Source organism: Kosakonia sp., from assembly GCF_032104925.1.
GTDB lineage: Bacteria > Pseudomonadota > Gammaproteobacteria > Enterobacterales > Enterobacteriaceae > Kosakonia.
Map to the genome: position 1 here is coordinate 268,576 of NZ_DAMCGF010000003.1, position 15,146 is coordinate 283,721.

A 15,146-nucleotide genomic window follows, 5' to 3' on the forward strand; every position below is an offset into this window, starting at 1 on the left:
TTAGCCTCTTAGCCTCTTAGCCTCTTAGCCTCTTAGCCTCTTAGCCTCTTAGCCTCTTAGCCTGAAAATTTAAATTTTATATCAAAGTAAGAGTTAGTATGATTAGTAAAATATTCTAATAAATATCTCAACTACAAAAAATACGTTGAGCTAAATCTATATTAATTAACTTCACATATGTGAAACTCTTTTAATTAATTTATTACATTGTAAAAAATCACTGTAGCTACTGTATGTATGCCTTCCTTTTTATTAACTAATACTATGGTATGACTGAAGCGCATTTAAACAGAGCAAAGTAGCTAAAGCTTATGAGGCTATTTCATTTTAATATTTTTTTTATCATTTCCTTGAGGAAAAATGATTTTTTTAATACCGTGGCAGCAGGCCCAAACAAAAATAACAGATTAGTCACTAGCTTCGAATGTCCTAATCTTTTCTGATAGGAACAATAACTTTTTTTCTCTTGACTATCAGCATATGAAGATATCATTAAAGTGGTATATATATATGGTCTTTCTTTGGCAAGGATATTCTCAAAGCTTTTTTTGAGAATCTGCTTATTATTATAGAGTACATCAGATAACTTGAAATAACCCATATAATCGATCAATATCCTTCTGGCTTTACCGGAGGATTCGAATGTGTCATTATCCCCACGACAAAGAACCAATGGCACAGATATATAACTTATTGAACTACCTTGTGCCTCCAGTATTTTCAGTAAAATATAGACATGAGGATATGCTGTACCAATAAAGCTCGCATCAAATTTGATATTATTCCAAGCCGAACATTTAACGATAATAGAACTTAAATAACTAAAGACGCCTCCCAAAGATTTACAACTATTGAAATAATTAATTCGATCATTGTCGTCATTGAAAATATATTCCTTATTACCGTTCGATAACCATTTCCGATGCTCATTTTTAATGACCGACATGTTAATATCTAGTTCTTTACGATCGCAAAGATAAATATCAAATCCCTTATTTAATTCACTCTCAATAAACGCTAACGCATCAGATTGCAACATGTCATCGCTACCAAAAATCCAACAGTAATCCCCGCTAGCGAGGCTTACAGCAGCCAGATAATTGCGGTCAGGCCCAATATTTCTCTCATGTTTTTTATATCGAATAGGAATGCCAAAATTTTTCTCCCAAACGGGGATTAACTTATCAGTACCGTCCTCCGAAGCATTATCAGAAATACAGATTTCCAGTTCAAGCCCATGCGATTTCTGTAACTTTATGCTTTGAAGTAATGATTCCAAATATACTGCACGGTTGTAAGTAGGTATACAAAATGATACTTTCACTGATGAACTTCCTTTTTCACTATATTAAAATATGTCACAGGCAGCCCCCAAAATACTGTTAACAAAAATGAAAGGGTCAATCCAATAAGAACACCTAATATTCCATATTTATCAGCAAGCACCCACTGAGCCCAACCGCTTATGATCGCCTGGCATGGAACTAATAACCATAACACTTTTAATGCATTCATACTTTGCAAAAGCATTGCAAAAGTATCACACCATACTCTCACAGAGAAATAAATTGCTAACAGTATAAATATGTACATACTTATGTTCGCATCAAGCATAGGTGAGAGTATTCGATAAAGGGTGCTTTTGAATAAATAAAAAATGAATGTACTAACAAAAATAAAAAAAACCCCTCCGATAACATTAACGGCGACTGTTTTTTTTAATTTATTCCATTCTTTCCTTATCCTATATTCGGTACAAATAGGCCATAAGGCCTGAAGCACTGCTGTATAAATAAAAAATATCAGGCCAAAAATTTTCATCGTGACTGTATATTTCACAATGTCTGAAGAAGAAAGTTTCTGAGATATAACGATATAATCTGCCTGAAGAACCATTATTGATAACAACGTAAAAATAAAAAAACCCCACGTCCGTTTCAGTATATCTTTGTAATGTTCTTTTTTTGGCTTAAATTCTGGTAGATGATAATAACGGTAACATAAATAAATTACTGATAGCAAACCTACAGGCGCATATAGAGCAATCAAAGCTGCGATGATATTTATTTTTATTTCCAAAAAATAGAACGCAAGTACACAAATTAACCCCACAAGATAAGAGATTCCATTGATGATATTTGCTTTCCATCCGATAAGTTCAGCATACAGTATTTTATATCCTACCGTGCCTGCACCTACAAGACCAAAAACTACTATCGCACTGAAGAAAACACAGGCCTCATGCCCTTGAAGAGACTCATGAAAAGATGCAAGGTAAAACTCAGAGATTAGTTTCGACAGAACAAATAAAACGCCAATAAAACCAATTAAAGCAATAAGCAATAATTGTAATGCCGCTTTAATATATAAATTATAGTCTTGGTTTTTGGCCCTTAACTCTGAAATAAAGTTTTGCAAACTACTACCTATACCAAGATCAATGATACTACACCATACCATTAGACCTGTCAGCAGACTAAAAATTGCATAATTATTCTCTCCCAACATTTCTAACAAGTACTTTACACTAAGTAATTGCACGCCTGCAATTATAATTTTAGACAACCATGATGTACTGGCAGTTATTAGATGCGTAGGGATTTTCAACATATTTACCATTGACTATAATATAAAAACAGGCGTCAGTGCTATTACAGAAGTAATAAAACAATGCTCGCCATGCGAGCATTGTTCATCAAATAGAGCTGGTCCAATCATACATTCTCTGAACACCATCTACAGCAGAAACGGCGGGCTTCCATCCAATAGCTTTGCTAATTTTATTTATATCGGCAACAAAAACTTTCTGGTCGCTTTCTCGCACTGGAAGTTGTGTGTACTTCATTTCAATACCCGCATGTTTTTCAAGAATCCCGAATAACTCCAATAAAGAAAGGCTATTCTTAATCGTTCCACCAACGTTAAAAGCATTACCACGGATTCTAAAAATATTTTTAAGCGCTGTGTAATATAGAGACACCATGTCTTCTGCGTGTAATACATCACGCACTTGTTTGCCGTTGCCTGATATAGTGAAAGGTGAGTCGATACCTTTATTTATTTCGTAGGCTTTCTGACAAAACCAACCTACCCAACCCTGATCATATGTAGCAAACTGACGACCACCATACATTGATGAATGTCTAAAAACGACAGTATTCAGACCAAACACGCGCGCGAAATCAAGCATATATTGATCTGCAGCGCCTTTCGAACATCCGTATGGAGAATGAAAATCCAGTTGCGTTGTTTCATCAAAGCCATCGGGCTTTTCGGCGCAGACGTAACGGGTCTCTAATTCATTATAAGTAAACTGCTCAAGATCACCGTATACTTTATTTGTTGAAGAATAAATCACGTTACATGTTGGATTCGTCTGCCGTATTGCATCTAACAGATTAAATGTACCACCGACGTTAGTCTCAAAATCAGCAAATGGATTATCGATAGAGGTAGTCATCGCAACTTGCCCAGCAAGATGAAAACAACTATCTGGCTGATATTTACTAATTAGTCGGGTAACATCATTCTTGTTGCGAATATCACCATGAACAAACTCAAACTTACCATGTAATCTTAACCATTTCAGGTTGTCAATTGCTCCTTTTCTTGATAAATTATCAAAAATGATAACATCATAACCTTCGCTGATACCATGAGCAGCAAGGTTGCTGCCCAAGAATCCACAGCCACCAGTAATCAGTAATTTCATTGTTTTTCCTTACGAACTATTTCAACAATTGCGTCTTCGTGTGAATATTTCCGAAACCACCCCATCGCATTCAACCTTGTAGTATCAGCACAACTGTACATCAACTCATTGCTACGGCTTTCAATGGCCCCAAAATTCAGTACCGATTTGCTACCAGTGCATCGCCGAACTAATTCCGCGAATTCTCTCAGTGAAACACTCTCTCCGGAACCAACATCAACTTCGTCGAATTGTCTAAATGAAGCTTGATGATTAATTATAATTTCAAATGCACAAAGCAAATCACTTAAATAAATAAAATCTCTTTTTTGCATACCCGCCGTCAAATTTATATTTTCATTTGCAAGGCATTTTCTGATGAGCATAGATGTAAATTTGCTATCTGCATCGAATTCCCCATAAAAATGCTCTAACTTAAGATTTATAAATGACGTATTAATTTCATTGTTAAGTAAACGACTCTTGGCCAAATCGACGAATTGATGTTTGGTTAAGGCATAAAGATTAGTTTGTGCAGGAAGAGAGGTGCCACAATTAATAAATACACCTCCCCCAGGAAGAACAGCTTCAAGTAAATAAAGAGGAAAGAGGATGTTACTTTCTACCATTGTAGACAAGCTTTCGTTACCTCTACCATAGCAAGTTACAGTGTTAATTATAACGTCGGGAGCAAACTCTTTTACTTTGCTTAACCAGTCATTTTCTAATGTATTTATTTGAAGCCGGGAGCCATCATCTGAAATTACTCGCCGACTTAACCCAGCAACAGTACATTTATTTGAAAAGAAAGCAACAAGTTGACGCCCTAAATAACCAGAAGCACCAGCCACCAGAATTTTCATATAGTTTGAGGGGGATGCCCCCCTCCCTTAGGTTTAGAAATTTAGACCAAAGAATTCTTCGAATTTAGAAACAACATAATCCAGATGTTCTTTTGTCAGGCCTGGATAAATACCAACCCAGAAAGTCTGGTTCATAATGCGATCGGTATTTGTCAGTTCACCTACAACGCGGTATTTCACATTTGCAAAATAAGGCTGGCGAGTAAGGTTACCGGCAAATAGTAGGCGCGTACCAATTTTAGCTTCATCAAGGAACTTAACCAAATCAACACGCGAAACGCCGCTGTTTTCTTTGAGCGTAATCGGGAAACCAAACCAGGACGGTTCGGATTTCTCGGTTGCTTCCGGCAGTTCAATAAACTCCGCACAAGACTGGAGGCCTTGTTTCAGATACGCGAAGTTTTCTTTACGCAGGCGAACAAACTCATCGATACGCTCTAACTGTGCGAGGCCGCATGCAGCCTGCATATCGGTAATTTTGAGGTTATAACCCAGATGAGAATAGGTATATTTGTGATCGTAACCAAACGGCAACGACCCAAGTTGATGACCGAAACGCTTGCCACAGGTGTTATCACAGCCTGGTGCACAGTAGCAATCGCGGCCCCAATCGCGGAAAGACTCAATAAGCTTTTTCAGTTCAGCTGATTTGGTAAATACCGCGCCGCCCTCACCCATCGTAATATGATGAGCAGGATAGAAGCTTACTGTGCCGATATCACCGAAAGTGCCGACCATTTTACCGTCATAGGTGGTGCCAAGCGCATCGCAGCAATCTTCAATTAACCATAGATTGTACTTATCAGCGATACGGCGAACTTCTGTCAGATCGAATGCGTTCCCCAGCGTATGGGCAATCATAATAGCTTTAGTTTTTTCTGATACCGCAGCTTCAATCAGTTTCGAATCGACGTTGTACGTTGGAATATCGACATCAATAAAGACAGGTATTAAACCATTCTGAATCGTCGGGTTAACTGTGGTCGGGAATCCTGCAGCTACAGTAATCACTTCATCACCCGGTTTAAGCGCGCGCTCACCCAATTTTGGTGATGTTAATGCTGTCAACGCCAGAAGGTTAGCAGAAGAGCCTGAGGTCGTGGTCAGTACATGCGGGACACCGATGAACTCACCCAATTTTTTCTCAAAAGCGTCGTTAAAACGACCAGTGGTTAACCAGCCATCCAGCGAGGCTTCAACCATCAGTTGCAGCTCTTTTGCACCGATAACTTTACCAGAAGGCGGGACGACACTGCTGCCAGCAACAAACGGCTTTGGACTCAGCGCTTCGTCAGCATATTGGGCAACTAGTTGAGAGATTTGCTCACGCAGGTTATTTGCGCTCATTGCTATTTTCCTGTTAATCAATTATTTCAAAGAAGTATTCATGTATTCGCTGATTTCATTCCGCGTAAGTTCAAGCATATCTTCGCCAGCAATCCATGCCTTATGCCATCTGACAATACGCTCCAGCGTTTCTACTAAATTCCAACGCGGCTGCCATCCCAGACGCATACGCGCTTTGGAACAGTCAAGTTTTAGATAATGGGCCTCGTGTGGATGCTCATTACCATCCAAAAGCCACGCCGCATCGTCTCCCCAAATTTTTACCATGGTTTCAACGATAAACTGCACTGGCTTAGCATCGTCTTCCCTCGGACCAAAGTTCCAGCCCTCGGCAAATACCGGCCCTTCCTCATAGAGGCGTTGGGCAATGGTGATGTAACCAGACAGTGGTTCCAGTACATGCTGCCACGGGCGAATTGCGTGGGGATTGCGGATGATAACAGTTTGTTGGTTCTCAAACGAACGTAGGATATCCGGAATAAGGCGATCTTTAGCCCAGTCACCGCCGCCAATCACATTCCCCGCGCGTACAGAAGCGAGAGCAACCCCATGTTTTGCATAATCCTTTTCATTAAAAAATGAATTTCTGTATGCTGACGCGACCAGTTCTGCGCACCCTTTACTATTCGAATAAGGGTCATAGCCCCCCATCGCTTCGTGCTCACGGTAGCCCCAAACCCATTCACGGTTTTCGTAGCATTTATCGCTGGTAATGTTCACGATGGCCTTCACACCACCGACACGCTTGACGGCTTCCAGCAGATGAACCGTACCCATCACATTTGTGGAATACGTCTCTATAGGCTCATCATAAGAGAGTCTGACCAGCGGTTGAGCAGCCATATGAAAAACGATTTCAGGCTTGAATGCTGCGATGGCGGCATGCAATTGATCGAAATTTCGAATATCGCCGATCGTGGAATCAATGAGGTTATCGACTGAAGCGCTTTCGTATAACGAGGGCTCAGTTGGAGGATTCAAAGAAAAACCCTTCAGAACCGCCCCCATGGACTGCAACCAAAGTGTCAACCAGGAACCTTTGAAGCCAGTGTGCCCAGTAATAAATACACGTTTGCCTTGCCAGAATGAAGCGTCGATCATGCTGATTACTCCCATATTTTCCAGGGCGCCTTTCCTTTTTCCCACAATCCTTCCAGATACATTTTGTCCCGGAGAGTATCCATTGGTTGCCAGAAACCCGGATGTTCAAACGCCATCAATTCACCTTGTTCCGCCAGTTGCATTAGCGGTTCCTGCTCCCAGATCGTTGCATCATTATCAATCAAGTCGATAACGGAAGGATGGAGTACAAAGAACCCCCCGTTGATCATCGCGCCATCGCCTTTTGGCTTCTCTTTAAAAGAGCGGACCTGTTTATTTTGAATGTCGAGCGCACCAAAGCGGCCGGGAGGGAACGTCGCCGTCAGCGTTGCTTTTTTGCCATGCTTACGATGGAAATCAATCGTCGCGCTAATATCCAAATCAGATACCCCATCACCATAGGTAAAGAGAAAAGCTTCATCCTCTTTAACATAGTCGCGTACGCGTTTAAGGCGGCCCCCCGTCATAGAAGCTTCGCCCGTGTCGACAAGCGTAACATTCCAGGGCTCAACACGTTTCTGGTGAACTTCCATACGATTTTCTGCCATATGGAAAGTCACGTCAGACATATGAAGGAAATAGTTGGCGAAATATTCTTTAATCACGTATCCCTTGTAGCCGCAACAAATAACGAAATCACGGATACCGTGAGCGGAATACATTTTCATGATGTGCCACAGAATCGGCTTGCCACCGATTTCAACCATCGGTTTTGGTTTTAATACGGTTTCTTCGCTTAAACGTGTACCTAAGCCACCGGCTAAAATAACGGCCTTCATCTATTTATCCTCTATCTTATTTTGATACGGTAAACGCGTCCGAATAAAAGTGTTTAGCCGGCAATCCCAACGTCATCAAATCCTTTCGGCTAGCTTCGATCATCACTGGTGAACCACAAGCATAAACATCGAAACCTTCCAGGTTATCGAAGTCTTCCACGACCGCATTATGAACAAAACCCTTACGTCCTTGCCAGCCAACCTCATCGCCGGATACCACTGGAATAAAATGAATATCTGGATTCTCTGAAGCCCATTGCTGGGGTAAAGACGAATAGAAATGCCCGGAGTATTGCATACCCCAATAAATATAAATTTTCCGTTGCGTATTTTCGGCAAGCAGCGATTCGACCATTGCTTTAACCGGCGCAAAGCCTGTACCCCCGGCAATAAAAATAACCGGACGCTCATTTTTACGAATAAAAAATGTTCCGCACGGCCCTTCGATGCGCATCAATGTGTTTGCGGTAAGCCCGCCAAAAACCAACTGGCTCATTTGCCCGTTAGGTACGTTTCTGATATGTAACTCGATGCCCTCTTTCGCATCAGCATTTGCGATGGAATAACTGCGAGTGACCCCCTGATACTGCAAGTTAATATACTGCCCGGGTAAGTAATTTAGCTGCGCTGTTGGTGGGAAACGAAGCACGAGTTTAATAACATCTTCAGAGACATTTTCAGCGCTAACCACTTTGCACGGCGTTATTTTTTTAATCTGCCCCGCAAGCTCCGGGTAGTACGTTGCTTGTAGCGAAACATCGCCACCGGGGCGGCAGCTACATGTCAGGATATTATTGCCAGCCGGCACCACTTTCTCTTGCGCATCAATCACCTCGCCTGCGATAAGCTGAGCTTCACATATGCCGCAACTGCCATTTTTGCAACTGTGTTCAAGATGGATCCCCGCCTCGAGGGCAGAATCAAGCAACGTTTTTTCGCTTTCACCTTCAAAAGCGATATCAGCGGGAAAGATTTTAATTACATATGACACGGGCGGTTACTCAAAAAAATTCGCTAAGGTAAAGGAAGGTGCTATCGCGTCTTTGGCTGATAGTTCCGGCTCAACAGAGAGCGGCCATGCAATATTCAGTTCTGGATCGTTCCAGATAATACTGCTTTCAAATTGCGGATTGTAATAATTGGTTGCCTTGTAAACGAACTCAGCGCTATCACTCAGCACAACAAAACCATGGGCAAATCCTTCCGGGATCCATAACTGACGTTTATTTTCCGCAGATAAATGCACACCAACCCATTTTCCGAATGTCGGAGAACTTTTACGCACATCAACAGCAACATCAAAAACCTCGCCAGCGATGGCGCGAACCAGTTTCCCCTGAGCATAGGGCGCTAGCTGGTAATGCAAACCACGTAATACGCCTTTTTTTGATTTTGAGTGGTTATCTTGCACAAATTCGACTTTACGACCAATCGCTTCTTCAAAGCGGCGCTGGCTGAAGCTCTCAAAGAAAAAGCCGCGATCGTCGCCAAACACTTTTGGCTCAAAAATAAGTACATCGGGGATCGCCGTTTCAACGGTTTTCATTTTTAGTGACCTTTAACCATTCTCAATAGATATTGACCATACGCATTTTTTTTCAGCGGCTCCGCCAGCTTTTTAACCTGCGCAGCATCAATAAAATTCTTGCGGTAGGCAATCTCTTCCGGGCAGGAAACTTTTAATCCCTGACGTTCTTCAATGGTTTGGATGAAATTACTGGCCTCGATCAAGCTCTGGTGTGTCCCGGTATCAAGCCATGCGTAACCACGGCCCATCATCGCTACAGACAAACGTCCTTGTTGCATATAAATACGATTGATATCTGTAATTTCCAGTTCACCACGCGCGGAAGGGGTGAGACTTTTTGCCATGGCGACAACATCGTTATCGTAAAAATAGAGGCCGGTTACCGCATAATTACTTTTCGGTTCCAGCGGTTTCTCTTCAAGGCTGACTGCCGTGCCATTTTTATCAAATTCGACCACGCCATAGCGCTCTGGATCGGTAACATGGTAAGCAAAGACAGTTGCACCGCTTTCCTGTTTCACAGCGGTATCCATTAGCTTCGGCAAATCATGACCATAGAAAATATTGTCGCCCAGCACCAGAGCGCAGGAGTCATTACCAATAAACTCTTCACCAAGAATAAACGCCTGCGCTAACCCATCAGGGCTTGGCTGTACTTTATAATGGAGGCTTAAACCCCACTGGCTACCATCGCCAAGTAATTGTTCGAAGCGAGGTAGATCCTGCGGGGTACTAATAATTAAAATATCACGAATCCCCGCGAGCATAAGCGTGGATAACGGATAGTAAATCATTGGCTTATCATAAATTGGCAGCAGTTGTTTACTCACAACCATTGTAACCGGGTACAGACGAGTTCCCGAACCACCCGCCAGTATAATTCCTTTACGTGTTTTCATTTCGTAATCCCGAGCAAAAATGCCTGCCCATAGGCACTTTTCAAATAGTCAAATAGGCGTTGTGCTAAATAACTCAGCCAGCATACGTTTCACGCCGAGCTCCCAGTCAGGGAGAACCAGATCGAAAGTGTGCTGAAATTTATCTGTGTTCAGTCGCGAATTGTGCGGTCGTTTCGCCGGCGTTGGGAAACTTTCTGTCGTTACCGGGTTTAATTTATTCAAAGCGAGTTTAACTCCCGCTGCCCTGGCCTCAGCAAAAACCAGCGCCGCGTAGTCATGCCAGCATGTTTCACCACCAGCAACCAGATGATACAAACCGGCTACTTGTGGTTGTATCAATGCTGTACGGATTGCATGAGCGGTACAATCTGCAAGTAACTCAGCACCGGTAGGTGCACCAAACTGATCGTTAATCACCGAGAGTTCCTGGCGCGTTTTCGCCAGCTTGAGCATGGTCTTCGCGAAATTGTTCCCTTTTCCGGCGTAAACCCAGCTGGTACGGAAAATAAGGTGCTTCGGGCAGTTTTCGCGCAGAGCAATTTCACCGTCGAGTTTTGTCTGGCCATAGACATTTAGGGGAGCAGTGCTATCTGTTTCAACCCACGGCGTCTGACCGTCGCCCGGGAAAACATAATCGGTTGAATAGTGAACCACCCATGCATCAATTTTGGCGGCTTCACGCGCAATAGCTTCAACACTTTTCGCATTCAGCAGTGAGGCAAATTCCGGCTCGGATTCAGCTTTATCAACCGCAGTATGCGCGGCGGCGTTGACGATCACGTCAGGTCGTATACGGCGCACAGTTTCAGCAACACCTTGCGGGTTACTGAAGTCACCGCAATATTCTGTGGAATCAACATCCAGCGCAATCAGGTTGCCCAATGGAGCCAGCGAACGCTGGAGCTCCCAGCCTACTTGTCCCGTTTTTCCGAATAACAGAATATTCATTCGCTGCGCTTCCCGTAATTTTGTTCAATCCATGACTGGTAGGCACCACTTTGTACGTTCGCGACCCATGCGCTGTTGGACAAGTACCACTCAACCGTTTTACGGATTCCGCTTTCAAAGGTTTCGACCGGTTTCCAGCCCAGTTCTTTACTGATTTTATCGGCATCGATTGCATAACGGCGATCGTGGCCCGGACGGTCAGTTACGTAAGTGATCTGCTCACGATAAGAGGTCGCCTTCGGTACGATTTCATCAAGCAAGTCACAAATCGTGTGGACAACATCGAGGTTCTGTTTTTCGTTATGACCGCCGATATTATAAGTCTCACCCGCAACACCTTGCGTGACCACAGTATAAAGCGCGCGCGCGTGATCTTCGACATACAACCAATCGCGAATTTGATCTCCTTTGCCATACACCGGCAACGCTTTGCCTGCCAAGGCATTCAGGATAACCAGCGGGATCAGTTTTTCCGGGAAATGGAACGGTCCATAATTATTGGAGCAATTGGTAACAATTGTCGGGAAACCATAGGTTCTGCGCCATGCGCGGACCAGGTGATCGCTGGAGGCTTTAGAGGCTGAGTAAGGGCTGCTCGGCGCATAGGCAGTTTGCTCAGTGAAGAGGGGCAATGGTTCGCCAGCCGCCACTTCATCCGGGTGGGGCAAATCACCATACACTTCGTCAGTGGAGATATGATGGAAACGGAAAGCAGCTTTACGTGCTTCCTCAAGTTGTCCCCAATATTGACGAGCAGCTTCAAGCAATACATAGGTGCCGACAATATTTGTCTTAATAAACGCGGCAGGCCCCGTAATCGAGCGATCAACATGGCTTTCTGCCGCCAGGTGCATGACCGCATCAGGTTGATGCTCAGCGAAAATCCGCGCCATAGCGTCACTATCACAAATATCGGCACGTTCAAAAACATAACGCGGGTCATTCTTTATTTCCGCCAGTGATTCCAGGTTCCCGGCGTAGGTTAATTTATCTACATTGACCACGGAATCAGTAGTGTTATTAATGATGTGACGAACCACTGCAGACCCAATAAAACCTGCACCACCTGTGACCAGTATTTTCACGAGTTTCTTCCGCTTTTACTTTACTATGTATTTACTTAAGGGGAGTCAAGAGTACGTTATTAACTTACATGTATATATTTCAGACACGCTACCGCCCCAGGCTCTTCAGCTACCTGTGTACTGTGTGCTTTTGTCGGCAATTTATGATGTTAAAAACTGCACTGCTCTTATTTGAATCTGCCACTTGGCACAAAATGCTAAGCGGCTATTCTCCGCCGAAACAGGGACGGAAACAAGGAAAAATCTTGCTTACGTCAGCGCAAAAATTACCCATTCCTACCTTTTTTAATCGTTGATTTTATAATGGAAATAAAAAAGGCAGTAAGAATAACCCAAGGATCAAATGTCCTTCTGGCAACCCTTTCTGCCCCTGCTTCAAATATCTTAGCTACACAACATTTTTAATTTTTATTGTGCAAGCAATTTCTTAATACTTTCGCGGAATTTCTGACCTTCTTTCAGGTTACGCAGACCGTAGTTCACAAAGGCCTGCATGTACCCCATTTTCTTACCGCAGTCATAGCTGTCGCCCGTCATCAACATCGCATCAACAGACTGTTTTTCCGCAAGCTGAGCAATCGCATCGGTCAGCTGAATACGCCCCCACGCGCCTGGCTCGGTTTTTTCGAGTTCTGGCCAGATATCAGCAGAAAGGACATAGCGCCCCACTGCCATCAGGTCGGAATCCAGTGTCTGCGGCTGATCCGGTTTTTCAATAAACTGCACAATGCGGCTGACTTTGCCTTCTGTATCCAGCGGCTCTTTAGTCTGGATAACGGAGTATTCAGAGAGATCGCCTTTCATACGTTTTGCCAGCACCTGGCTACGACCAGTCTCAGCAAAGCGTGCCACCATCGCCGCGAGGTTGTAACGCAGCGGATCGGCAGTCGCCGTATCCAGCACGATATCCGGCAGCACCACGACAAACGGGTTGTCGCCAACGATCGGGCGCGCACAGAGGATAGAGTGGCCTAACCCCAGCGGCTGCGCCTGACGCACGTTCATAATTGTCACGCCTGGCGGACAAATAGACTGCACTTCCGCCAGCAGCTGACGTTTAACTCGCTGTTCAAGCAGCGCTTCAAGTTCGTAGGAGGTGTCGAAGTGGTTTTCTACCGCGTTTTTTGACGAGTGGGTCACCAGAACGATTTCTTTGATCCCTGCAGCAACAACTTCGTCGACGATGTACTGAATCATCGGCTTATCGACGATCGGTAGCATCTCTTTTGGAATCGCTTTCGTGGCCGGGAGCATATGCATCCCCAGACCGGCTACCGGAATAACTGCTTTCAAATTAACCATTATTTCTTCCACCTATAATAATTGGATGAATTATAAACCTTTAACCTGTTTTCGCCAGTGCGTTTGCAGCGAGGAAAGTGAAAGATGTTACGCCTAATGTCCCTGCAAGGCAGTAGATGTAATCCTAACCCCGGTGTTAAAGCACCAGGATTTATCGTAAAAGGCCATTTCCCGCGCTTAGAGCCGCTTCGCCGGCAAACGGAAGTTCAAATTATCTACATTCACCACATGCTGATCGACTCTGTCGATATCGACTGAACTTTGCCCGTTTTCATTGACTGCGTGAATATTCGCCAATGACAGCAAGGTGTCCTGTTTCGCCATAAAACGCCCGCGCACATCTTTGCGTAAATCGAAGTTCAGCTTCAGTGCCGGGCCGTTGGCCGCCTGTTGCGTCACGTTGATATTACGCAGGAAAAGATGTTGCGGTTTATTGTGCAGCTCCAGCGTCGCGCTCTGCATTTTCACGTTAGTGATCGCCACAAACGACGTAGCATTACCGGACGAGATCTGGATACCGCGCAGCTTATATTTGCTGCTGCTGTTGTCCTGCTGGATATCGTTGAGTTTGAAATTCTGCGGGATCGACAAATAATCGCCTTTGATAACACCATAGCCAATCAACATACCGGCGCTATTGACCATTGAAACATTATCAATGACGAAATTATCACAGCCGTAAATCGCCACCGTCGCATTATCAATCCCGGCTTTCTTACTGAAATCCGGGGTGATGTTTTTCGCTTTCACATTGCGAATAATAAAGTGTTTACCGTTTTCCACATGCACTAACTGACGGCAGTTACTACCGGTAATATTCGCCACGACAAAGTTTTTAACCGCTTGATCTTCGGGGTAGTTATTGTCATAGGTGCTGCCCGCCAGGCCAATACCAATGCCCCAGTTAATCTTGCCGTTGGTGCAGTTAATATTATCAATCACATGGTCGGAGATCAGAATGTTGCGGTCATTGATGGCCACATTCCATTCGATAGCATCACCTTGTAAGTCGCTGAAATGACCATTGGTTATCCGCACACCGTCCAGCTGATTGTGGAAACCCTGGCGTAAAATGCCATAGTTGGCTTTGCTCACCGTGATGTTATCGATGACCAAATTGCGCATCGTGCGCGCCTCTTTCCCGCCAATGTAAATCTGCATCACCGGGCCAAAGCCACTCATACTCACGCCCTTGATCACGCAGTCTGAACCGCGCACATCCAGCGTGATGTTATAGAAATTACCGGCCTTCTCCCCCACCACCCGGCTACCGTCCTGTAACACGAAGCGCCCGCGCCCGTTACCTTTCAGTGCGCCGCGCACCAGCAGCGTTTTGCCGGCAGGAATGAAAATACCGGTGTTGATATTGTCGCAGACCACACCTGCGGGAACTTCCACCGTTTGCCCGTCAGCAAAAGCTTGTTTAAACGCCGCGGGCCAGTCATTGCGGTTGTAATCACTGATGCTGACCGTGTCGTTACGTCCCAACGCGCGGGCAGCGGGAATGTGTAGCAAAGGAAGTGCCGCCAGCGCGGAACCGGCGGCCAGAAAAGTGCGTCGCGATAGCGCAGTTGCTGTTTTCTTCACGGTCATAAAACCTCTG

The 15,146-nt window shown here is 44.2% G+C and carries 14 protein-coding genes; all 14 read right to left on the minus strand.

Translation table 11 applies throughout. From position 1 onward, the window contains the following. Positions 1-322 precede the first annotated feature (322 nt). Entirely contained in the window at positions 323-1,324 is a 1,002-nt protein-coding gene (locus RT644_RS07560; RefSeq protein ID WP_313626292.1) for a glycosyltransferase family 2 protein, read from the minus strand. Continuing rightward, positions 1,321-2,610, minus strand: coding sequence for an MATE family efflux transporter (locus RT644_RS07565; RefSeq protein ID WP_313626293.1), 1,290 nt, complete (start codon positions 2,608-2,610; stop codon positions 1,321-1,323). Before RT644_RS07565 ends, RT644_RS07560 begins: the two co-directional genes overlap by 4 nt. 85 nt (positions 2,611-2,695) lie before the next feature. After that, positions 2,696-3,712 (minus strand): NAD-dependent epimerase/dehydratase family protein, encoded by a 1,017-nt coding sequence (locus RT644_RS07570; protein WP_313626294.1) that lies wholly within the window; start codon positions 3,710-3,712, stop codon positions 2,696-2,698. Then, on the minus strand, positions 3,709-4,554 hold the full coding sequence (locus RT644_RS07575; protein WP_313626295.1) for an NAD-dependent epimerase/dehydratase: 846 nt from the start codon (positions 4,552-4,554) through the stop codon (positions 3,709-3,711). The genes RT644_RS07570 and RT644_RS07575 overlap by 4 nt, the downstream gene beginning before the upstream one ends. Positions 4,555-4,587: 33 nt before the next feature. Next, positions 4,588-5,901, minus strand: a complete 1,314-nt coding sequence (gene rfbH / locus RT644_RS07580; RefSeq protein ID WP_313626296.1) for a lipopolysaccharide biosynthesis protein RfbH — start codon at positions 5,899-5,901, stop codon at positions 4,588-4,590. Between the two features lie 21 nt (positions 5,902-5,922). Next, positions 5,923-7,002, minus strand: coding sequence for a CDP-glucose 4,6-dehydratase (gene rfbG / locus RT644_RS07585; RefSeq protein WP_313626297.1), 1,080 nt, complete (start codon positions 7,000-7,002; stop codon positions 5,923-5,925). A gap of 5 nt (positions 7,003-7,007) precedes the next feature. Beyond that, positions 7,008-7,781, minus strand: coding sequence for a glucose-1-phosphate cytidylyltransferase (gene rfbF / locus RT644_RS07590; RefSeq protein WP_313626298.1), 774 nt, complete (start codon positions 7,779-7,781; stop codon positions 7,008-7,010). Positions 7,782-7,797: 16 nt separating this feature from the next. Beyond that, on the minus strand, positions 7,798-8,772 hold the full coding sequence (locus RT644_RS07595) for a CDP-6-deoxy-delta-3,4-glucoseen reductase (protein WP_097405672.1): 975 nt from the start codon (positions 8,770-8,772) through the stop codon (positions 7,798-7,800). Between the two features lie 6 nt (positions 8,773-8,778). Then, on the minus strand, positions 8,779-9,327 hold the full coding sequence (rfbC, locus tag RT644_RS07600; RefSeq protein ID WP_097405671.1) for a dTDP-4-dehydrorhamnose 3,5-epimerase: 549 nt from the start codon (positions 9,325-9,327) through the stop codon (positions 8,779-8,781). A 2-nt stretch (positions 9,328-9,329) separates the two neighbouring features. Then, positions 9,330-10,208 carry a glucose-1-phosphate thymidylyltransferase RfbA gene (rfbA, locus tag RT644_RS07605; RefSeq protein WP_097405670.1) on the minus strand — a complete coding sequence of 293 codons (879 nt, stop codon included), beginning with the start codon at positions 10,206-10,208 and terminating at the stop codon, positions 9,330-9,332. Between the two features lie 48 nt (positions 10,209-10,256). Beyond that, complete coding sequence (rfbD, locus tag RT644_RS07610) at positions 10,257-11,156, minus strand: dTDP-4-dehydrorhamnose reductase (RefSeq protein ID WP_313626299.1); 900 nt, start codon at positions 11,154-11,156, stop codon at positions 10,257-10,259. Then, positions 11,153-12,241: a dTDP-glucose 4,6-dehydratase gene (gene rfbB / locus RT644_RS07615; protein WP_313626300.1), complete on the minus strand. Its 1,089-nt coding sequence runs from the start codon at positions 12,239-12,241 to the stop codon at positions 11,153-11,155. Before rfbB ends, rfbD begins: the two co-directional genes overlap by 4 nt. A gap of 408 nt (positions 12,242-12,649) precedes the next feature. Further along, a complete protein-coding gene (galF, locus tag RT644_RS07620; protein WP_020454297.1) occupies positions 12,650-13,543 on the minus strand; it encodes a GalU regulator GalF in 894 nt (297 codons plus the stop codon). Positions 13,544-13,720: 177 nt separating this feature from the next. Beyond that, a complete protein-coding gene (gene wcaM / locus RT644_RS07625) occupies positions 13,721-15,136 on the minus strand; it encodes a colanic acid biosynthesis protein WcaM (protein ID WP_313626301.1) in 1,416 nt (471 codons plus the stop codon). Positions 15,137-15,146 lie beyond the last annotated feature (10 nt).